The 19560-nt window shown below is 69.6% G+C and carries 17 protein-coding genes; 9 read left to right on the forward strand and 8 right to left on the reverse strand.

Translation table 11 applies throughout. The annotated features are described in order from the left end of the window. Positions 1 to 348: 348 nt before the first annotated feature. The 5 genes from dnaK to DEJ47_RS19790 all read left to right on the forward strand — a co-directional run bounded on the left by dnaK (position 349) and on the right by DEJ47_RS19790 (position 5228). Positions 349 to 2214 carry a molecular chaperone DnaK gene (dnaK, locus tag DEJ47_RS19770; protein WP_150170157.1) on the forward strand — a complete coding sequence of 622 codons (1866 nt, stop codon included), beginning with the start codon at positions 349 to 351 and terminating at the stop codon, positions 2212 to 2214. Then, complete coding sequence (gene grpE, locus DEJ47_RS19775; protein ID WP_150170159.1) at positions 2214 to 2939, forward strand: nucleotide exchange factor GrpE; 726 nt, start codon at positions 2214 to 2216, stop codon at positions 2937 to 2939. The genes dnaK and grpE overlap by 1 nt, the downstream gene beginning before the upstream one ends. Before the next feature lie 33 nt (positions 2940 to 2972). Next, positions 2973 to 4166 carry a molecular chaperone DnaJ gene (dnaJ, locus tag DEJ47_RS19780; RefSeq protein ID WP_150170161.1) on the forward strand — a complete coding sequence of 398 codons (1194 nt, stop codon included), beginning with the start codon at positions 2973 to 2975 and terminating at the stop codon, positions 4164 to 4166. Between the two features lie 4 nt (positions 4167 to 4170). Continuing rightward, a complete protein-coding gene (locus tag DEJ47_RS19785) occupies positions 4171 to 4626 on the forward strand; it encodes a heat shock protein transcriptional repressor HspR (RefSeq protein WP_150170163.1) in 456 nt (151 codons plus the stop codon). Positions 4627 to 4715: 89 nt separating this feature from the next. Next, on the forward strand, positions 4716 to 5228 hold the full coding sequence (locus DEJ47_RS19790) for a hypothetical protein (protein WP_150170165.1): 513 nt from the start codon (positions 4716 to 4718) through the stop codon (positions 5226 to 5228). 201 nt (positions 5229 to 5429) lie between these two features. Here the strand turns inward: DEJ47_RS19790 and DEJ47_RS19795 are convergent, their stop codons facing one another. From DEJ47_RS19795 to DEJ47_RS19825, 6 genes are all read right to left on the reverse strand, one after another. Continuing rightward, the gene (locus DEJ47_RS19795) at positions 5430 to 7676 is read right to left on the reverse strand and encodes a hypothetical protein (RefSeq protein ID WP_161236039.1); all 2247 of its coding nucleotides are present in this window, start codon (positions 7674 to 7676) and stop codon (positions 5430 to 5432) included. Continuing rightward, positions 7673 to 8371 carry an ABC transporter ATP-binding protein gene (locus DEJ47_RS19805; RefSeq protein ID WP_150170169.1) on the reverse strand — a complete coding sequence of 233 codons (699 nt, stop codon included), beginning with the start codon at positions 8369 to 8371 and terminating at the stop codon, positions 7673 to 7675. The genes DEJ47_RS19795 and DEJ47_RS19805 overlap by 4 nt, the downstream gene beginning before the upstream one ends. A gap of 578 nt (positions 8372 to 8949) precedes the next feature. After that, a complete protein-coding gene (locus DEJ47_RS19810) occupies positions 8950 to 9924 on the reverse strand; it encodes a helix-turn-helix transcriptional regulator (protein WP_150170171.1) in 975 nt (324 codons plus the stop codon). A gap of 101 nt (positions 9925 to 10025) precedes the next feature. Then, positions 10026 to 11000 carry a helix-turn-helix transcriptional regulator gene (locus tag DEJ47_RS19815; protein ID WP_150170173.1) on the reverse strand — a complete coding sequence of 325 codons (975 nt, stop codon included), beginning with the start codon at positions 10998 to 11000 and terminating at the stop codon, positions 10026 to 10028. Between the two features lie 38 nt (positions 11001 to 11038). Next, positions 11039 to 11962 (reverse strand): helix-turn-helix transcriptional regulator, encoded by a 924-nt coding sequence (locus tag DEJ47_RS19820; protein ID WP_223828414.1) that lies wholly within the window; start codon positions 11960 to 11962, stop codon positions 11039 to 11041. A 52-nt stretch (positions 11963 to 12014) separates the two neighbouring features. Further along, positions 12015 to 13004 carry a helix-turn-helix transcriptional regulator gene (locus tag DEJ47_RS19825; protein ID WP_150170177.1) on the reverse strand — a complete coding sequence of 330 codons (990 nt, stop codon included), beginning with the start codon at positions 13002 to 13004 and terminating at the stop codon, positions 12015 to 12017. Positions 13005 to 13374: 370 nt separating this feature from the next. Between DEJ47_RS19825 and DEJ47_RS19830 the strand changes: the two genes are divergently transcribed. Continuing rightward, the gene (locus DEJ47_RS19830) at positions 13375 to 13731 is read left to right on the forward strand and encodes a hypothetical protein (RefSeq protein ID WP_150170179.1); all 357 of its coding nucleotides are present in this window, start codon (positions 13375 to 13377) and stop codon (positions 13729 to 13731) included. Between the two features lie 113 nt (positions 13732 to 13844). On the opposite strand, the gene DEJ47_RS19835 is transcribed toward DEJ47_RS19830, so the two are convergent. Beyond that, on the reverse strand, positions 13845 to 14300 hold the full coding sequence (locus DEJ47_RS19835) for a pyridoxamine 5'-phosphate oxidase family protein (protein WP_161235341.1): 456 nt from the start codon (positions 14298 to 14300) through the stop codon (positions 13845 to 13847). 147 nt (positions 14301 to 14447) lie between these two features. Between DEJ47_RS19835 and clpB the strand changes: the two genes are divergently transcribed. Further along, positions 14448 to 17066: an ATP-dependent chaperone ClpB gene (clpB, locus tag DEJ47_RS19840; protein WP_150170183.1), complete on the forward strand. Its 2619-nt coding sequence runs from the start codon at positions 14448 to 14450 to the stop codon at positions 17064 to 17066. A gap of 174 nt (positions 17067 to 17240) precedes the next feature. After that, a complete protein-coding gene (locus DEJ47_RS19845) occupies positions 17241 to 17783 on the forward strand; it encodes a YbjN domain-containing protein (RefSeq protein ID WP_150170184.1) in 543 nt (180 codons plus the stop codon). A 78-nt stretch (positions 17784 to 17861) separates the two neighbouring features. On the opposite strand, the gene DEJ47_RS19850 is transcribed toward DEJ47_RS19845, so the two are convergent. Next, on the reverse strand, positions 17862 to 19067 hold the full coding sequence (locus tag DEJ47_RS19850; protein WP_150170186.1) for a pyridoxal phosphate-dependent aminotransferase: 1206 nt from the start codon (positions 19065 to 19067) through the stop codon (positions 17862 to 17864). A 129-nt stretch (positions 19068 to 19196) separates the two neighbouring features. Between DEJ47_RS19850 and DEJ47_RS19855 the strand changes: the two genes are divergently transcribed. Continuing rightward, complete coding sequence (locus tag DEJ47_RS19855; RefSeq protein ID WP_190415468.1) at positions 19197 to 19484, forward strand: hypothetical protein; 288 nt, start codon at positions 19197 to 19199, stop codon at positions 19482 to 19484. The last annotated feature ends 76 nt before the right edge of the window (positions 19485 to 19560 follow it).

Below are 19560 nucleotides of genomic sequence, written 5' to 3' on the forward strand. Positions count from 1 at the left end.
GGGCCTGCGAGGCGAACTATTACTAAGCGGTAACTTATGCAGTCCGTCTGAGACTACCCACTTACTCCGCCGCACTGTAGCCAGCAAGGCGGTGATCTGCGTCGCTCAGGCAACCCTTCGCGCGTACGGACGGGTGCCGGGCGCCGTGTTGTGCCCAGGGGCGCGGGGAACTGCGCGACCAGCCACGACGCGCCCGCAGTCGAACAACACACCCCCGGAAGGGCCCCTCCTTGCGCGTAAGTGCTGGATAAGACTTGAGTGCCCCCGACTCACATCTGTTGACGCCGGCGCAGCGCTCATGCATGCTTGAGTCAGATCCACTCAAGAAGTACATCTGGAGGAACCGAAATGGCACGTGCGGTCGGCATCGACCTGGGCACGACTAACTCCGTCGTCAGCGTTCTCGAAGGCGGCGAGCCCACCGTCATCACCAACGCCGAGGGCGCCAGGACCACGCCGTCCGTCGTCGCCTTCGCGAAGAACGGCGAGGTGCTCGTCGGCGAGGTCGCCAAGCGCCAGGCGGTCACGAACGTCGACAGGACCATCCGGTCGGTCAAGCGCCACATGGGCACCGACTGGAAGGTGGACATCGACGACAAGGGATTCAACCCCCAGCAGATCTCGGCGTTCATCCTGCAGAAGCTGAAGCGCGACGCGGAGTCGTACCTGGGCGAGAAGGTGGCCGACGCGGTCATCACTGTCCCGGCGTACTTCAACGACTCCGAGCGCCAGGCCACCAAGGAGGCCGGTGAGATCGCGGGTCTGAACGTCCTGCGCATCGTCAACGAGCCCACCGCCGCCGCCCTTGCCTACGGCCTCGACAAGGACGACCAGACCATTCTGGTCTTCGACCTCGGTGGCGGCACCTTCGACGTCTCGCTCCTCGAGATCGGCGACGGCGTCGTCGAGGTGAAGGCCACGAACGGCGACAACCACCTCGGTGGTGACGACTGGGACCAGCGCGTCGTCGACTACCTGGTCAAGCAGTTCAACAACGGCCACGGCGTGGACCTCTCCAAGGACAAGATGGCGCTCCAGCGCCTGCGCGAGGCGGCCGAGAAGGCCAAGATCGAGCTGTCCTCCTCCACGGAGACCACGATCAACCTGCCCTACATCACGGCCTCCGCCGAGGGCCCGCTGCACCTGGACGAGAAGCTCACGCGCGCCCAGTTCCAGCAGCTCACGTCCGACCTCCTGGAGCGCTGCAAGACGCCGTTCCACAACGTCATCAAGGACGCGGGCATCCAGCTCTCCGAGATCGACCACGTCGTTCTCGTCGGTGGCTCCACCCGCATGCCCGCCGTCGCCGAGCTCGTCAAGGAGCTCACCGGCGGCAAGGACGCCAACAAGGGTGTGAACCCGGACGAGGTCGTCGCCATCGGCGCCTCGCTCCAGGCCGGTGTCCTCAAGGGTGAGGTCAAGGACGTCCTGCTCCTCGACGTGACCCCGCTGTCCCTCGGCATCGAGACCAAGGGCGGCATCATGACGAAGCTGATCGAGCGGAACACGACGATCCCGACCAAGCGGTCGGAGATCTTCACCACCGCCGAGGACAACCAGCCGTCCGTCCAGATCCAGGTCTACCAGGGCGAGCGCGAGATCGCGGCGTACAACAAGAAGCTCGGCATGTTCGAGCTGACGGGCCTGCCGCCGGCCCCGCGCGGTGTCCCGCAGATCGAGGTCTCCTTCGACATCGACGCCAACGGCATCATGCACGTGACCGCGAAGGACCTGGGCACGGGCAAGGAACAGAAGATGACCGTCACCGGTGGCTCCTCGCTGCCGAAGGACGAGGTCAACCGGATGCGCGAAGAGGCCGAGAAGTACGCGGACGAGGACCACGCCCGCCGCGAGGCCGCCGAGTCCCGCAACCAGGGCGAGCAGCTCGTCTACCAGACCGAGAAGTTCCTCAAGGACAACGAGGAAAAGGTCCCCGGTGACGTGAAGACCGAGGTCGAGGAAGCCGTCAACGAGCTGAAGGAGAAGCTCAAGGGCGAGGACACGGCCGAGATCCGCACCGCCACCGAGAAGGTCGCCGCCGTCTCGCAGAAGCTGGGCCAGGCCATGTACGCCGACGCCCAAGGCGCGCAGGCCGCGGGCGGTCCCGAGGGCGCCGCCCCGGGTGCCGACCAGGCCAAGGAGGACGACGGAGTCGTCGACGCCGAGATCGTCGACGACGAGAAGCCCGGAGACGCGAAGGGTGGCGCCGCCTGATGACCGAGGAGACCCCGGGCTTCGGCGAGAACGCCGAGAAGCCTGACGTCCCCTCCGGCGCCACCCCTGATGACGCGGCGCCGAAGGCCGCCGAGCCCTCCACCGAGGAGAGCCCGGCGGCCCCGGCCGGGGACGCAGCAGCGAGCAAGACGTCCGCGCAGGACGCGCAGGACGCAAGCCTGACTGGCCTGACCGCCCAGCTGGACCAGGTGCGCACCGCGCTCAACGAGCGCACCGCGGACCTCCAGCGGCTGCAGGCCGAGTACCAGAACTACCGCCGTCGTGTGGAGCGGGACAAGGTGGCGGTGAAGGAGATCGCCTCGGCGAACCTCCTCTCCGAGCTCCTCCCCACCCTCGACGACATCGGCCGCGCCCGTGAGCACGGCGAGCTGGTCGGCGGCTTCAAGTCGGTCGCCGAGTCGCTCGAGACGGTCGTCGCCAAGCTGGGCCTCCAGCAGTTCGGCAAGGAGGGCGAGCCCTTCGACCCGACGATCCACGAAGCCCTGATGCACAGCTACGCCCCGGACGTCACCGAGACGACCTGCGTCGCGATCCTGCAGCCCGGGTACCGCATCGGGGAGCGCACCATCCGCCCCGCGCGGGTGGCCGTCGCCGAGCCGCAGCCGGGCGCGCAGACCGTCAAGGGCGAGGAGCCCGAAGGCTCTGCGGGCTCCGCCGCGGAGAAGGCGGACGAGAAGGAGACCGGTGGCCCGGACGAGGGCTGACGGTCACGACATGAGTGAGGAGGGACGTCGGGGATGAGCACCAAGGACTTCATCGAGAAGGACTACTACAAGGTCCTCGGCGTCCCCAAGGACGCCACCGAAGCCGAGATCAAGAAGGCGTACCGGAAGCTCGCGCGCGAGAACCACCCGGACGCCAACACCGGCAACACCAAGGCGGAGGAGCGCTTCAAGGAGATCTCCGAGGCGAACGACGTCCTCGGTGACCCCAAGAAGCGCAAGGAGTACGACGAAGCGCGTGCTCTCTTCGGCAACGGCGGATTCCGGCAGGGCCCCGGAGGCGGCGGCGGTTCGTTCAACTTCGACCTGGGCGACCTCTTCGGAGGCGGCGCCCCGGGTGGCGGTGGAGCGGCCGGCGGCGGCTTCGGGGGCGGCCTCGGTGACGTCTTCGGGGGCCTGTTCAACCGCGGCGGTGCGGGTGCCGGAGCCGGCACGCGTACGCAGCCGAGGCGCGGCCAGGACATCGAGTCCGAGGTCACGCTGAGCTTCACGGAGGCGGTGGACGGCGCGACGGTGCCGCTCCGCATGTCCTCCCAGGCCGCCTGCAAGGCGTGCTCCGGCACCGGCGACAAGAACGGCACACCGCGCGTGTGCCCGACCTGCGTCGGCACGGGCCAGGTCTCGCGGGGCGGCGGCGGAGGGTTCTCCCTCACCGACCCGTGCATGGACTGCAAGGGGCGCGGGCTGATCGCCCAGAACCCCTGCGAGGTCTGCGGCGGCAGCGGCCGCGCCAAGTCGTCGCGGACGATGCAGGTGCGGATTCCGCCCGGCGTCTCGGACGGGCAGCGCATCCGGCTGCGCGGCAAGGGCGCGCCCGGCGAACGCGGCGGCCCGGCCGGTGACCTGTACGTGGTCGTGCACGTCGACAGCCACCCGGTCTTCGGCCGCAAGGGCGACAACCTCACGGTCACCGTCCCGGTGACGTATCCGGAGGCGACGCTCGGCGGCGAGGTGAAGGTGCCGACGCTGGGCGGCCCGCCCGTCACCCTGAAACTGCCCGCCGGTACGCCGAACGGCCGTACCATGCGGGCCCGGGGCAAGGGCGCGGTCCGCAAGGACGGCACCCGGGGCGACCTGCTCGTGACGGTGGAGGTGTCGGTTCCGACCTCCCTGTCGGAGTCGGCGAAGGACGCCCTCGAGTCCTACCGCAAGGCGACTGCGGGCGACGACCCGCGGGCAGAACTGTTCCAGGCCGCGAAGGGAGCGTGACCCCATGGACAGGGTCGGCCGTCGTCGTAATCCGTACCAGCTGACCGATGAAACGCCGGTGTACGTCATCTCGGTGGCGGCCCAGCTGAGCGGTCTCCATCCGCAGACCCTGCGGCAGTACGACCGTCTCGGTCTGGTCTCCCCGGACCGCACCGCGGGCCGCGGCCGACGCTACTCCGCCCGCGACATCGAACTGCTGCGCACCGTGCAGCAGTTGTCGCAGGAAGAGGGCATCAACCTCGCCGGCATCAAGCGCATCATCGAGCTGGAGAACCAGGTCGCGGCGCTCCAGTCGCGGGTCGCGGAGCTCTCCGCGGCCGTGGACGGCGCCGCGGCGGCCATGCAGCAGCGCGAGGCGGCGGTGCACGCCTCGTACCGCCGCGACCTCGTCCCGTACCAGGACGTGCAGCAGGCGAGCGCGCTGGTGGTGTGGCGTCCGAAGAGATCGACGGAGCAGTAGGTCTCGATCTCCGGTTTCGTACCCTGATACAGGGCCGGGAGGTGACAACCTCCCGGCCCTGTATCGCTGTATAGGGAGGGGAACCGTTCATGGCCATGGTGGGGTTGTTCTGGATCGCCGAGGGCGACGTGTACGTGGGCGCGAAGCCGGCCGGGCTCGCTCCGGGCGTGCGCCTGACCACGGAAGGCGTCCTGGCCCTCGGCGACCGGCAGTCCGGCATGTGGCCCTGGGAGGACGTACACGCGCTGACGATCGACGACGTCCCGGTGAAGTCCCTGAAGCGGCACGTGGGCGCGGCGGTCGACATGGTGCTCACGGTGGGCCTCGGGGGCGGCGACGAGGCACCGACGATGACGGTCCGTGTCACGGACGCGACGGGCACGGAGACGGAGCTGACGGCGTACACGGCGGCGGCGGTCGGCTACTCCCAGACGGAGTACGACCTCTCCCGCGCCCTCCTGTCCCGCCTCACGGAGGGCGCGGGCTCCCTCCTCACCACCCTGACCGCGATGTCGGACTGGGGCCGCCGCCGCGAGGGCGGGTCGCCCCGGGCGGGGGAGCGGGAGGCGTTGTTGCGGGAGTGGTGCGGTCTCCTGTCGTGACATGAGGGCGCCCCGGTCGGCTACGGGGGAGCAGCTGACCGGGGCGCCCGGGGAAGCGGAAGGGGGGCCGACTAGGTGCCCCCGCCGCTGCCCCCAGCCTGCCGGGCGGCGAGGAGCGGCGGTAGCGCCATCTTGTTGCGGTGCAGTGGGCTGAGGAGGAGACAAAACGGCCTGTTTCCGGCATTGGGCGGCACATTCCCGCTAGCCTCCGGACGGACGCCATCTCTGGGCCGCGCGCACCGCTGTGGCCGCGCCCCAGACGGCGAGGGCGGCGGAGCAGGCGAGGGCGCCGAGGCTGATGGGGGCCACGCTCCAGGGGTCGGTTGCCGCGACGCTCCGTACTGCTGCCGACAGCCACCAAGAGACGACCACTCCTGCGGCGGACGCAAGCACGGCCGGGAGGAAAAGCGACCATGCCGCTGCCGCGCGGTAGATGCGCGTATTGGCGGAGAGGACGCTGAGGGGTGCCAGGTCACGGCCGAATCGGAGGAATTCCGCCAGGGCTCCCGTGCCGGTGGCGAGGACGATGACGCCGATCCCGACGAGGGAAAGAAGGCGTAGCCAGCCGACGGCGGTGTTGAGTTTTCCGACGCTCCCGTAGTTGTTCACCTGTTGCACGGTGGGGGCCATGGAGAGTTCTCGGTGGGCGATTCTGCTGATTTCCGTCATCGAGAGCTGCCGATGGTCGTCACCCACGATCAGCAGGCCTCGAGAAGCCGCGGACTCACGGGGAAGTTTCCCGACACCGCCCGGGTGCGCGGCAATGGACGCTCCACCCCATGAGCCGATGGCCTCTTGCAGGCGGGCGTCCACGGGGCCCGGCACTGCCGGGGTGTCGGCGGACCGGCAAGGGAGACCCACCTCCCGAAGTGCGGCGCAGGAACCGGCCACCTCGATGCGGCCGTGCTCCTTGACGGGCACCGCGGCCGACAGGGCGTGTACTCCTTCGGGCAGGGCGGCTTCGAAGGCGCGGAGCCGCTCCGGCGTTGCGTAGGGCCGCACCTTGAGGATGCTTGTCCCGACCCGATCCCGTGAGTCCATGGCCGCCTGCCCTGCCTCTGTCATCGCACCTGCCCACACCTGGGCCTGGACCGCGACGGCGATGGCGATGACCAACGAGGCGACGAGCCGGGTGGCCGCCCGTGGGGAGGCACTCATCCGACGCCCGGACACGAGCAGGGAAGGGCTGCCCAGACGCTCCCCGAGCCGGGCGAGCAGGGGGCTGAGCCGGCCCATTGCCATGCCGACGATCGGGGGCAGGGCGGCGAGCGTGACGAGGCAGCCGACGGCGTACAGGGGGACGGTCATGCCGGTGGGGGCGAAGTCGACGATGCGTGCCGTGAACAGAAGGGCCGGTGGGAAGACCCACAGAGGCCACGTGCGGTGTCGCGCCGAGACACTCGTCGGTCGTGTCGACCGCGTACGGCGTGCGGCCGGTTGCAGGAGGACGACGCACGTCAGTACACCGAGCAGCACGGCGAACTGAGAGGCGCACACGGAAAGCAGCGCGCTTCGTGCGTCGTCGGCGGCAAGAGTGAAATCCACGACGGGAAAGGACGTGTTGCGCAGAAACAGGGGCAGAAGCGCGAGCGAGCCGACGACAGTGCCGAGCCCCACAGGGGCGATCGCTTCCCCGAGAGTGAAACAGGTGCGCGCCGCTTTGCCCGCCCCTAGGGCCGTGAGCAGAGCGGTCCTTCTGTCTCGGGAAGCGGCACCGGCTCTGGCGGCAATGATCAGGAAGACGGTGGCAGGCAGAACGAATAAACCGGAGTAGGCGGAGTACAACTCGGACGCCCCGAAGAAATGGGCGTGCTCCCCGGTGAGTCCAGGAATATCCGGATCTCCGAAACCGGATATCTTCATCATTTCCGAGCGGTCAAGCATACGGCTGTCGGGGCGCGCGTAGACGAAGAATTCGGAAGGTGACTCCAGCCCTTCTTCGCCGATCATGCCGCCGAAACGGCCGTACTCGCGTCCTACGCCCGCCTCGCCACCGGCAGCCTTCAGCAGTGCGGGCGACACAAAGGCTTCACCCGGGTCGGGCCAGCGTGGCAACCCCGGAGGCGGTGCCGCACCGTCGGAGACCGGCTCCACGTAGGTGATGTCATACGGGTGGCCGTCGTGGGAGGAGATCGACCATTTCAGCAGGGCACGTGCGGGTTCACCCGGGTGAACGGTCAGGAGCCGAGGTGACCTGTCGGCACTTCGGTCCGCGCGTCCGTCGAACGACGACTGGGCGAGGACCAGTCCGCCGATCGCCAGGCCCAGCAGGGCCGTGGCAAGGGTCAGTGACCAGAGCCTGATCCGCCCGGCTTCCGCGCGCCGGGCAGCGGAGACACCGATCCGGAGCAGCCGACGGAGGAGCCCACCGCCGTCCGTAGTGCCCCTCTCGGCTGCGGCAGCCTTCCCGGATGCGGCCTCCGCGCTCGGTCTGCCCGCGGCGCTCACGCCGCTTCCTCGCTGGTCCCTGCCGGGTGCAGTGTCTCCTCGGCGAGAGTCACCTGCCGGTCGGCACGACCGGCCATGTCGGGGTCGTGCGTGACAAGGAGCAAGGCGCAGTCCCGGCTGCGGGGCAGTTCGAACAGCAGGTCTGCCACCGCGTCACGGTGAGCCCGGTCGAGGGAGCCGGTGGGTTCGTCGGCGAGGAGGAGAGGGGGGTCGTTGATGAGCGCGCGGGCCACCGCAGCCCGCTGCCGCTCACCTCCCGACAGGGTCTCCGTTCCGCTTGAACTCGTCGGCACCCCGAGGTCGTCCAGCAATTCAGCTGCTCGTTCATAAGCCTCCGTGCGCCGCATTCCGCTGAGGAGACCGGCCAGGGCGACGTTCTCGAGCGGCGACAGCTCCGGCAGCAGCTCACCGAACTGAAACACCATGCCGACGTTGTCCCGCCGGTGCCGGGCGAGTGCGCGAGCGGACATCCGCCCCACGTCGGCCCCGACGACGCGGACGCTTCCGGCATCGGGCTTCACCAGGCCGAGAACGCACATCAGCAGCGTGCTCTTGCCGCTGCCGCTGGCCCCGGTCACCGACATCGACTCGCCGGTCCGTAACCGGAGATCCACCTGAGCGAAAAGAAGCCGATCCGGAACACGGCACGCGAGGCCGCTCAGTTCGAGAGCCTCACGGCCCGTCATCTCTTCCATGGTGTGTGTCCTGCGTCCTTCCCGTCGTGCCGTCGGCCATTGCTCCTCTGGGAACCGCAACGGCGTGAGCATCAGCGCAGGACGGGAAGGGCGTCGAGCGGCTCGTCCTGCCCTACTGTTGTGGTCGATGGGGAGGCGTCCTGTAACGGAGGCCGCCTCCCCATCACCATTCGCTTCTGCGGTCACTCATTGAGCCGGTGATCCGTGATGGCGTGACCCTGGAAGCTGTCCCACCCGCTGCAGTAGTCGGGCAGGGCGTTGCGCTCTTCACAAACCTGAGCCAACAACCACCGCTCTGATCCGATGAGGTCCTACCAGGGAGGGACCTGGGGCAGGGCAAGAGAGATGCTCAGATGCGCCTGCCCGCCCCCTCGCTGGTGCCATTCACCATGCTGGAGCCGTGCGGCGGGCCGCCAGCGTCAGCTTGTTGTTCTGTGGCAAACGGAGGGTCGGCCAAATGGTGCTGAAGGGTGACTTAGCGCACTACGCTCCTGGCTGCTCATCGGGCAGGTGATGCCATGGGGCATGGGCACGGACTTGGGAGGGGCATCGGTAGGGCGGCGGTGAGGGCTGCACGCTCAAAGGGCCCGGTCGAGGATTCCTGCCCGTGCGATCAGAAAGCCGAGTTGGGCGCGGCTGTTGCTGCCGAGAGTGGCGGCGAGTTTGGCGATGTGGACGCGGGCGGTGCGGATGTTCATGCCGAGCCGGTCGGCGATCTCGGCGTCGGTGAGGCCTTCGACGAGCAGGCCGGCGATGGCCCGCTGCCGCGTGGTGATGCCGCCCTCCGAAGGCTGCGGCGCCGTTTGCGGCCACATGGGTGTGGCCAGGCGCCACAGGCGCCAGAAGGTGGTGGCGAAGTACTCGACGAGCGCCGGGTGGCGGAGTTCGAGCGCGACGCTGCGGTCCTTGCTCGCGGGGATGAACGCCACGGTCCGGTCGAAGACGAAGAGGCGCTCGGTGACCTCGTCGAGGGTGCGGGCCTCGGTGTCGCCGTCGAGTTGTTCGTAGTACGCGAGCACGGGCAGAGAATGGCGCGTTGTGTGCTGGTAAAGGGTCCGCATCCGGCATCCACGGGACAGGATCGCCTGGTCCCGGGGGAAGACTTCGGCCAGTGTCTCGGGCGGCCGGGTGCCTCCTGGCTGGACGGCGAGGAATTCCTCGGTGGCCTCGTTCATGGCCCGGTCGATCGCCGTGTTGATGCGGGCGAGACCGTCCAGGACGGTGATGGACGGGGCGTCGGCGCCGGGGCCGATGCGCAGGTCGAGGGAGGCGAACGGCTCGAAGGCGGCGCTGAGCCGCAGTTCACGGCGGCGGGGTGTCCGGGCGCGGCTCTCGATGGACCGGAGCAGACGGGGCAGTGCGAGGGCGGAGGCGGTCGGGTGCAGCCATTGGAGGTCGTCGCGGCTCGGCTGCAGGAGGCCGAGGTCGACGAGGCAGGGAGCGGGTGCGGCGGCGCTGTTGTGGATCCGGCCTTCGCGCAGGGCGCGGGCGTAGACGGACAGTCCCGCCTCGCAGAGCTCTTCGGCGGTGTGCGATAAGTGCTTCGTGGCCATGCGAGCCCCCTCCTGCCTGGTTGAAGCGTCGCGATTCTATGCAGGCTGTGAGCGGCCGGGCCGGATCCCGCGGGTGGAGTGACTGCTTCTGGACGGGGGTGTCACCGGTCCTGATCGAGGATTGCCGACTGGCCGATGAGGTAGCCGAGTTGGGCGCGGCTGTGGCTGCCGAGGATGGTGGCGAGTTTCGCGATGTGGACGCGGGCGGTGCGGATGTTCATGCCGAGGCGTTCGGCGATCTCGGCGTCGGTGAGGCCTTCGACGAGGAGGCCCGCGATGGTCTGCTGCCGGGCGGTGATGCCGTTGTCGACCGGTGGGTGCGCCGCCTTCGGCCACATGGGGGTGGCCAGGCGCCACAGGCGCCAGAAGGTGGTGGCGAAGTACTCGACGAGGGCGGGGTGGCGCAGTTCGAGGGCGATGCCGTCGTCTTTGCTCGCCGGGATGAATGCCACGCTCCGGTCGAAGACGAAGAGACTCTCGGTGACCTCGTCGAGGGTGCGGGCCTCGATGTCGCCGTCCAGCTCTTCGTAGTGGGCGAGTTCGGGAAGGCACTCGCGGGTCGTGTGCACGCGCAGGGTCCGCAGCCGGGCGCCGCGGGACAGGATCTCCTGCTCGCGGTCGCCGATCCGCGCCTGTGTCTCGGGCGGGCGGATCGCGCCGGGCTGGATGACGAGCACCTCGTCACGGGCCTCGGCGATGGCCTGTTCGATGGCCCCCTCGATCCGGGGGAGGCCCTGGAGGACGCGGATGGCGGGGGCCTCCCCGTCGGTCGGGGAGACGCTGTCGAGTCCGAGGAAGGACTCGAAGACCGCGGTGAGCTTCTCCTCGCGGCGGCGGTGCTGGGCCACCCGGTTCTCGATGGTGCGCAGGAGCCGGGGCAGGGCCACGGCGGGCGCGGTCGGGTGCAGCCACCGCATGTCGTCCGGGCCGGGGTGGAGCAGGCCGAAGTCGATGAGGCAGGGCGCCGCTTCGGCGTCGACGGCGCGGATCCCGCCGTCGCGCAGAGCACGGGCGTAGACGGCGGCTCCCGGCTCGCAGAGGTTCTCCACTCCGTGCGGTATGTGCTCCACGGGCACGTTGCGCTCCCTGCGAGTTGGTTGAAGGGCCGGTGATTCTATGCGCCGTTGTCCCGGTTCAGCACCCCGGACCGCCCGATGAGGTAGCCGAGTTGGGCGCGGCTGTTGCTGCCGAGGGCGGCGGCGAGTTTGGCGATGTGGACGCGGGCGGTGCGTACGTTCATGCCGAGGCGTTCGGCGACCTCGGTGTCGGTGAGACCTTCGACGAGGAGACTCGCGATGGCGTGCTGGCGGGTGGTGATGCCGTTGTCCGAGGGGAGCTGTGCGGTCTGCGGGAACATCGGGGTGCCCAGGCGCCACAGGCGCTCGAAGATGCTGACGAGGTAGTCGATGAGGACGGGGTTCCGGAGTTCGAGTGCCTTGCTGCGGTCCTTGTTCGCCGGGATGAACGCCACTCTCCGGTCGAAGATGAAGAGCCGCTCGGTCACCTCGTCCAGGGTGCGGACCTCCCTGTCCCCCCGCAGCCGTTCGTAGTGGGCGAGGACGGGCAGTGAGTGCCGGCTCGTGTGCTGGTACAGAGTGCGCATCCGGCCACCCCTGGAGAGAAGGCGTTGTGCGATCGGGCGCGACTGTTCCAGCCCTTCGGCCAGCCGGACTCCGCCCGGCTGGATGGCGAGCGACTCCCGGCTGGAGGAGTCCAGCGCTTCGGCGACGGCCTGCTGGATCCGGGGGATTCCGTTCAGGACGGTGACGGAAGGGTCCGTGACCGGTGTCCGGCCGTCGCGGGCGATCGTCATCAGTGGTGCGAACTGCTCGGCCAGACGTGTCTGGCGGCGCATTTCCCGGGTGATGCGTTCCTGGAGGGCTTCGCGGAGCCGGGGCAGGGCGACGGCGGGCGGGGCGGGACGGAGCCGGGCGGGGTCCTCCGGGTCCGGGCGCAGCAGCCCGAACCGGACCAGGCACGGCGTGGGTTCGGCGTCCTCACGCGGTACGTGACGCTCCCGCAGGGCACGTGCGTACAACTCCGAACCCGCCTCGCACAGCTCGTCCGGCCGTGGGAGTGGGGTTCGGGGGTCACTTCGGGTGGCCCGGGTCGAGGATGCCCGACTGGGCGATCAGATAGCCGAGCTGGGCGCGGCTGCCGCTGCCGAGAGCGGCGGCGATCTTGGCGATGTGGGCGCGGCAGGTACGGACGTTCATCCCGAGCCGCCGGGCTATCGCCTCGTCGACGTGGCCCTCCACGAGGAGTTTGGCTATGGAGCGCTGGACTCCCGTGATGCCGTCGGTCGACGGAGCGTACGGCGCCTCCTCGAGCAAGGGGGCCGCTCGCTGCCAGAGTTGCTCGAAGACGTTGACCAGGTACTGGACGAGCCCCGGGTGGCGGAGCTCGAGGGCTGCCTGGCGGTCTTCGCGGGCCGGGATGAAGGCGACGGTTCTGTCGAAGATCATCAACCGCTCGATGAGCTCCTCGAGAGTGCGCACCTCGACTTTCCCTTGCCGCATGTGCTCGGCATAGGCGATGGTGGCCTGACTGTGCCGCGCGGTGTGCTGGTAGAGCGTCCGCATCCGGATGCCGCGGTCGAGGATGCGCTGACTCTGCTTCACGGCTTCGGTGACGATCTCCTCGCTGCGGCCCCCGCCGGGCTGCACCGTGATGACCTCCGACTGGCACTCGGCTATCGCGACTTGTATGGCCGCGTTGATGCGACTCCCGCCCTCCAGGACGGTGATCGAATGCACGGCGGGCCGGTCCTGGGCACTGATGGCCATAAATGGCTCGAAAGTGTCGGAGAGTTCGTTCGCGAGGGTCCTCCGCTCCTGAATCTCCCGCTCGATGGGCCGAAGACGCTGCGCGAGGGCAGACGTCGGCGGAACGGGGCGGAGCCACTCGGCGTCGTCGGGATCGGGATCGAGAAGAGCGAACTCCATCAGGCAGGGAGCGGCTTCCGCTTCCGCTCGCCGGATGCGTCCGGCCCGCAGCGCCGTGGCGTAGAGCCGCTTTCCCGCGTCACATAGTTCGGCCATGGCGTGTGGATGTGCCCTAATTGGGCTGTTTGTTGTCATAGCTCCACCCCCCAGGGTCCTGAACGTGCAGGAACATGATGCATCGGTCCTGTGGTGTTCGCATGGCTGAATGAGCCATCGTCTTTGAAGGCCGGGGGAGAGTCGCTATGGAAGTGAGGACGAAGCCCGCTATGCGCAAGGGAATGCTTCGCTCGGTACTTGTCTGTGCCTTCTCCGTTGGGTTGGCTGCCAGCGCCTTCAGTGGTCTCGATGCGCTCTCGGACGCCGATGCCGCTGCAACGCACGCGTCGGAGTCGGGTGTGACGACCCAGGATGTCATCTGGAGCTCTTCCGCCAAGGGGGACGTCGTATGGGCGTCCGGCGGTAAAGGCGATGTCATTTGGTCGTCCGTTCCCAAGGGAGGCGCGGCATGAGCACCCCTCCCGACGACCGCACTTTCCGTCGTGAAATGGCCACCGCCTATCGATCCGGATGGCACTTCATCGACCTTGTGACCGCGATCCCCCACCGCGGCGACTCGTTGATGGTGACCCTGCTCGGGGAGCCGATCGTCGTCACCCGTGACGACGAGGAGGAGATCCGGGCCTACCGGTGCCTGCGGCGGCCCCGTGGGGCGCCCCAGCCCGTGCGGTGTGCCATTCGGTACGGGATGGTCTTCGTCAATCTCGACCGGCGCGACCACCAGATGGTCGGGCAGCAGGGCCAGCAGGACCCGGACGCCGTGAGCGTCCCGGACAACATCACAGCCACCCCCCGCAGTGCCTGACGCGATTCCCCCGTCGTTGTAAATCGCGCAGGTACTTCCCCCAGCAGCGGCGCCACCGTGGACCTGAACACGGTGGCGCCGCTGTGGTGTGTAGCGGGGGAGGGCCCGGGTACTCAGACCTTGCCCAGCGCAGCCGTCAGGCTGATCTCGATCAGGACCCGGTCCGGGTTCGGGGACGGGCGCCGCCCGTAGCGCTCCTCGTAGCGGCGTTCCGCTTCCGCTATCTCCGCCGGGTCCGTGCGGATCTCCGCGAGCCCCTCCAGCGTCGCCCAGCGCCTGCCCTCGAACTGGCAGACCGCCACCCGCGCCCCGGGGCCCTCCGTTCCCGCCGCCGCCAGGACGTGCGCGACCTTGCGGCTCGTCTTGCGGGCGAGGACCCGGGCGACCCGCGCCTCCGGGTCGTACGTCACGCCGACCGGCACCACGTGCGGCGTGCCGTCCGGGCGCAGGGTCGTCAACGTGCAGACGCGCCGTTCCCGCCAGAAGCTGAGGTAGGGCTCGGGAGGGGCGGAGAGGTCGATGCGCCGGCTCGGAGGGGTGTCGGGTGTCGAAGGTGTCGTGGGTGCCATGGGGCGGAACTTAGCCGCCCGTAGGCCGCCCGGACTTTCCGGGGCTCCCTTGAGTGGAATAGACTCAACTTTGTGTACGTTGGACAAGTCAGGACCCGGGAGAGTGCCGGGCCCTGTAGCCGGACCCCGTAAGGAGGAGAGACACGCGTGGACGCCGAGCTGACCAACAGGAGCCGGGACGCGATCAACGCGGCCACCAGCCGTGCGGTCAAGGACGGTCACCCCGACCTGACCCCCGCTCATCTGCTGCTCGCGCTGCTGGAGGGCGAGGACAACGAGAACATCGTCGACCTGCTCGCCGCGGTCGACGCCGATCAGGCCGCCGTCCGCGCGGACACCGAGCGGGTGCTCGCCGCGCTGCCCAGCGTGACGGGGTCCACCGTCGCGCCGCCGCAGCCCGACCGCGACCTGCTGGCCGTCGTCGCGGACGCCGGACAGCGCGCCAAGGAGCTCGGGGACGACTACCTCTCCACCGAGCACCTGCTCATCGGCATCGCGGCCAAGGGTGGCAGGGCGGGTGACGTACTCACCGAGCACGGAGCCGGCAGCAGGAAGCTGCTGGACGCATTCGAGAAGACCAGGGGAGGGCGCCGGGTGACGACACCCGACCCCGAGGGCCAGTACAAGGCCCTGGAGAAGTTCGGCACCGATTTCACCGCCGCGGCCCGCGAGGGCAGGCTCGACCCGGTCATCGGGCGGGACCAGGAGATCCGGCGCGTCGTGCAGGTGCTGTCGCGGCGGACCAAGAACAATCCCGTTCTCATCGGTGAGCCCGGCGTCGGCAAGACCGCCGTCGTCGAGGGGCTCGCACAGCGCATCGTGAAGGGGGACGTCCCCGAGTCGCTGAAGAACAAGCGGCTCGTCTCCCTCGACCTGGGCGCCATGGTCGCCGGCGCGAAGTACCGCGGCGAGTTCGAGGAGCGCCTCAAGACCGTCCTCTCCGAGATCAAGGAGAGCGACGGGCAGATCATCACGTTCATCGACGAGCTGCACACCGTCGTGGGCGCCGGGGCCGGCGGGGACTCCGCCATGGACGCCGGCAACATGCTCAAGCCCATGCTCGCCCGCGGCGAGCTGCGCATGGTCGGCGCAACCACCCTGGACGAGTACCGCGAGCGGATCGAGAAGGACCCGGCCCTGGAGCGCCGCTTCCAGCAGGTCCTGGTCGCCGAACCGAGCGTCGAGGACTCCATCGCGATCCTCCGCGGGCTCAAGGGACGGTACGAGGCCCACCACAAGGTCCAGATCGCCGACAGCGCGCTCGTCGCCGCCGCGACGCTCTCCGACCGGTACATCACCTCGCGCTTCCTGCCCGACAAGGCCATCGACCTCGTCGACGAGGCCGCGTCCCGGCTCCGCATGGAGATCGACTCCTCGCCCGTCGAGATCGACGAGCTCCAGCGCGCCGTCGACCGGCTCAAGATGGAGGAGCTCGCGCTCAGCAAGGAGACCGACCCGGCGAGCAAGCAGCGTCTGGAGAAGTTGCGGCGCGACCTCGCCGACAAGGAGGAGGAGCTGCGCGGGCTCACCGCACGCTGGGAGAAGGAGAAGCAGTCCCTCAACCGCGTCGGTGAGCTGAAGGAGAAGCTCGACGAGCTGCGCGGCCAGGCCGAGCGCGCCCAGCGCGACGGCGACTTCGACACGGCGAGCAAGCTCCTCTACGGCGAGATCCCCGCCCTGGAACGCGACCTCGAAGCCGCCTCCGAGGCCGAGGAGGAAGCGGCGGCCCAGTCCAAGGACACGATGGTCAAGGAGGAGGTCGGCCCCGACGACATCGCCGACGTCGTGGGCTCCTGGACCGGCATCCCCGCCGGGCGCCTCCTGGAGGGCGAGACGCAGAAGCTGCTGCGCATGGAGGACGAGCTCGGCAAGCGGCTCATCGGGCAGGGCGAGGCGGTACGCGCCGTCTCCGACGCGGTGCGGCGCACGCGCGCCGGGATCGCCGACCCCGACCGGCCCACCGGCTCGTTCCTCTTCCTCGGCCCGACCGGCGTCGGCAAGACGGAGCTGGCCAAGGCCCTCGCGGACTTCCTCTTCGACGACGAGCGGGCCATGGTCCGCATCGACATGAGCGAGTACGGCGAGAAGCACAGCGTCGCCCGTCTCGTCGGCGCGCCGCCCGGGTACGTCGGGTACGAGGAGGGCGGCCAGCTCACCGAGGCGGTGCGGAGGCGCCCGTACAGCGTCGTCCTCCTCGACGAGGTCGAGAAGGCGCACCCCGAGGTCTTCGACGTGCTGCTCCAGGTGCTCGACGACGGGCGGCTCACCGACGGGCAGGGGCGGACGGTCGACTTCCGCAACACGATCCTCGTCCTGACGTCCAACCTCGGCAGCCAGTACCTGGTCGAGCCGCTCACCTCAGAGGAGGAGAAGAAGCAGCAGGTCCTGGAGGTGGTGAGGGCCTCCTTCAAGCCGGAGTTCCTCAACCGGCTCGACGACCTCGTCGTCTTCTCCGCGCTCACCAAGGACGAGCTGGCGCACATCGCGGAGCTGCAGATCAACCGGCTCGCGAAGCGGCTGGCAGAGCGGCGGCTCACGCTGGACGTCACGCCCGAGGCGCTGGCCTGGCTGGCGGACGAGGGCAACGACCCCGCGTACGGGGCGCGACCGCTGCGGCGCCTCATCCAGACGTCCATCGGTGACCGGCTCGCCAAGGAGATTCTGGCGGGTGAGGTGAAGGACGGCGACGTGGTCCGCGTGGACCGTTTCGAGGACGGCCTGATCGTGGGCCCGGCGTCCGGTTCCCCCACGGGCAAGTCGTTGTAGGCGGCATCCCGTCCGCCCGGGGCGCAAGGTGCCCGTCTGCGGGCAGTGGTCCGTCCTCGCACGGCCTGTCCGCAGACGGCGAACGGCAGAAACCCGGCAGACGAGGGGCCGGGCTTGCCCCGGGGGCCCCCTCCTGAGAGAGGATGGGCCCATCCATACGAAGGGACAAAGTACGTGAGCATCGACCCGTCCTCGATTCCGAATTTCGGGGGACAGCCCGAACCGCAGCAGGGCGCAGGACCGGCGGGCCCCGTCGTCCCCGACCAGGACCTGGTCAAGCAGCTCCTGGACCAGATGGAGCTCAAGCACGTCGTCGACGACGAGGGTGACCTCGCGGCGCCGTGGGAGGAGTTCCGTACGTACTTCATGTTCCGGGGCGAGGACGACCAGCAGGTCTTCTCGGTGCGGACGTTCTACGACCGGCCGCACCAGATCGAGGAGAAGCAGCGGCTTCTCGAGTCGATCGACGACTGGAACCGCCGGACGCTGTGGCCGAAGGTCTACAGCCACACGCACGACGACGGCACGGTCCGCCTCATCGGTGAGGCCCAGATGCTGATCGGCACCGGCGTCTCGCTGGAGCACTTCGTGTCGTCGACCGTCAGCTGGGTGCGCGCCGCGATCGAGTTCGACCGCTGGCTCGTCGAGCAGCTGGGCCTGGAGTCCGAGGTCGACTCCGCCGAGGGGGAGACCAAGCCGGGCGACGACGAGGCCTGAGGGCCGCCCGTACGCGCGTGAGAGCCCGGCGGAGTGGGGTACAGCCCACTCCGCCGGGCTCTCGGCGTTCGGTGAGCCTCAGCCCGCCAGGGACTTGAGCCGCGTCACCGCCTCCTCCAGAACCGCCGTCTTCTTGCAGAACGCGAACCGCACGAACGGCGCGCCCGCGTCCCGGTGGTCGTAGAAGACCGCGTTGGGGATGGCGACGACGCCGGCCCGCTCCGGGAGCGCCCGGCAGAAGGCGAAGCCGTCGCCGTCGGCGAGGCCGAGCGGGGTGATGTCGGTCGTGACGAAGTACGTGCCGGCCGGCCGATAGACGTCGAAGCCCGCCGCCGTCAGGCCCTCGCTCAGGAGGTCCCGCTTGGCGCGCATGTCCGCCCGGAAGTCGTCGAAGTAGGAGCCGGGGAGGGCGAGCGCTTCCGCCACGGCGTACTGGAACGGGCCCGAGGCGACGTAGGTGAGGAACTGCTTCGCGGAGCGGACCGCCGAGACCAGCTCCGGCGACGCGGTGACCCAGCCGACCTTCCAGCCCGTGAACGAGAACGTCTTGCCCGCCGAGCCGATGCTGACCGTGCGCTCGCGCATGCCGGGGAACGTGGCGAGCGGGATGTGTTCGGCGTCGTCGAAGACGAGGTGTTCGTAGACCTCGTCGGTGACGACGAGCAGGTCGCGTTCGACCGCGAGGCGCGCGATCTCGGTGAGCTCGGCGCGGGTGAGGACCGTGCCGGTCGGGTTGTGCGGGGTGTTCAGGAGGATCAGGCGGGTGCGGTCGGTGACCGCGTCGTGCAGTTCGTCCAGGTCGAGGCGGAAGCGGCCGTCGCCGGGGCGCAGCGTGACCGGGACGCGGGTGCCGCCGGCGAGGGCGATCGAGGCGGCGTACGAGTCGTAGTAGGGCTCAAGGGCGATGACCTCGTCGCCGGGCTCGACGAGGGCGAGCAGCGACGCCGCGATGGCCTCGGTCGCGCCCGCCGTCACGAGGACCTCGCGGTCGGGGTCGTACGAGAGGGCGTACCGGGCGAGTTGGTGCTCGGCGATCGCCGTGCGGAGCTCGGGCACACCCGGCCCCGGCGGGTACTGGTTGCCGCGCCCGTCGCGCAGCGCCCGCACCGCCGCCTCGCGGACCGCCTCGGGGCCGTCGGTGTCCGGGAAGCCCTGCCCCAGGTTGATGGCGCCCGTGGACACCGCGAGGGCGGACATCTCGGCGAAGATCGTCGTACCGAACTCGGCGAGGCGACGGTTGAGCAGCGGGCGCCCGCTCCCGGAAGTGGAGGTCATGGCCGCCATCCTGCGCCGAACCTCTGGAGTTCCTCAACTCTGCTTTGCGCCGGTGCGGGCAGGGGCATCCCCCTGTCACGCACGGAGCACGGCCCACGGGGGGACCGGCTTCGGGGGAACGGAAGGAGTGTGGGGGCCATGTTCGTGGCTTTCGTCTTCGTGGCGGTGCTCGTGCTCGCCCTGGTCGCGGCGGTCGGTTACGGGGGACGCGGCCGGCGCGGGAACCGGGCGCGGTGGAGCGGTTCGGGGGCGGCGTCCGGTTCCGCGGGCGGCGGCAGCTGGTGGGCGGGGAGCGGTCACGGGAGCGGCGGGCACGACGGCGGGTCCTCGTGCGGCGGTGGCTCCTCGTGCGGAGGCGGGTCCTCCTGCGGGGGCGGTGGTTCCTCGTGCGGAGGCGGCGGGGGCGGATGCGGCGGAGGCAGCTGACACGGGGCAGCTGGTCCACCGGTTCCACGGAAACGCCCGGCGGGGCGACTCAAACCCCCGCCGGGCGTTTCTGTGT

This window comes from Streptomyces venezuelae, from assembly GCF_008642355.1.
In the GTDB taxonomy this organism is placed as follows: domain Bacteria; phylum Actinomycetota; class Actinomycetes; order Streptomycetales; family Streptomycetaceae; genus Streptomyces; species Streptomyces venezuelae_B.

Coding starts and splice junctions, on each gene's coding strand:
- dnaK (WP_150170157.1), top strand. CDS start 349: ATGGCACGTGCGGTCGGCATCGACCTGGGCACGACTAACTCCGTCGTC.
- grpE (WP_150170159.1), top strand. CDS start 2,214: ATGACCGAGGAGACCCCGGGCTTCGGCGAGAACGCCGAGAAGCCTGAC.
- dnaJ (WP_150170161.1), top strand. CDS start 2,973: ATGAGCACCAAGGACTTCATCGAGAAGGACTACTACAAGGTCCTCGGC.
- DEJ47_RS19785 (WP_150170163.1), top strand. CDS start 4,171: ATGGACAGGGTCGGCCGTCGTCGTAATCCGTACCAGCTGACCGATGAA.
- DEJ47_RS19790 (WP_150170165.1), top strand. CDS start 4,716: ATGGCCATGGTGGGGTTGTTCTGGATCGCCGAGGGCGACGTGTACGTG.
- DEJ47_RS19805 (WP_150170169.1), bottom strand. CDS start 8,371: ATGGAAGAGATGACGGGCCGTGAGGCTCTCGAACTGAGCGGCCTCGCG.
- DEJ47_RS19810 (WP_150170171.1), bottom strand. CDS start 9,924: ATGGCCACGAAGCACTTATCGCACACCGCCGAAGAGCTCTGCGAGGCG.
- DEJ47_RS19825 (WP_150170177.1), bottom strand. CDS start 13,004: ATGACAACAAACAGCCCAATTAGGGCACATCCACACGCCATGGCCGAA.
- DEJ47_RS19830 (WP_150170179.1), top strand. CDS start 13,375: ATGAGCACCCCTCCCGACGACCGCACTTTCCGTCGTGAAATGGCCACC.
- DEJ47_RS19835 (WP_161235341.1), bottom strand. CDS start 14,300: ATGGCACCCACGACACCTTCGACACCCGACACCCCTCCGAGCCGGCGC.
- DEJ47_RS19850 (WP_150170186.1), bottom strand. CDS start 19,067: ATGGCGGCCATGACCTCCACTTCCGGGAGCGGGCGCCCGCTGCTCAAC.
- DEJ47_RS19855 (WP_190415468.1), top strand. CDS start 19,197: ATGTTCGTGGCTTTCGTCTTCGTGGCGGTGCTCGTGCTCGCCCTGGTC.